We start from the raw sequence: 262 nt of genomic DNA on the forward strand, positions 1-262 counted from the left end.
CGCCTCACGTCAACTGGTCACCGCAGTAAACCAGCCTCATAAAGAAAAGCCACCACAAACTAGAGAACTTCATCAAGCGGAATATCTAGTTCGTGGTGTGGGATATAGGACATCTATTTCTGACATTGAAAATGCAGTTGTAGTTTCTAAAGATTTTGTTTCTATAAAAATAAAAGACATTGAAAAAGTACCATTCGGGCCAGATCATCGAAGAGAAATTTAAAACAAAAAAGGGGAAAACTTTGTGGGCGTAGTTGTTTTT

1 protein-coding gene is annotated in these 262 nt (G+C 37.8%); it reads left to right on the forward strand.

Annotation, left to right across the window (positions count from 1 at the left end):
- The coding region (locus ACEWL1_RS12145; RefSeq protein WP_409233565.1) for a hypothetical protein at positions 1 to 223 on the forward strand (223 nt) is incomplete at its 5' end.
- Between the last annotated feature and the right edge of the window lie 39 nt (positions 224 to 262).

Source organism: Polaribacter gochangensis, from assembly GCF_046224025.1.
Classification (GTDB): Bacteria; Bacteroidota; Bacteroidia; order Flavobacteriales; family Flavobacteriaceae; genus Polaribacter; species Polaribacter gochangensis.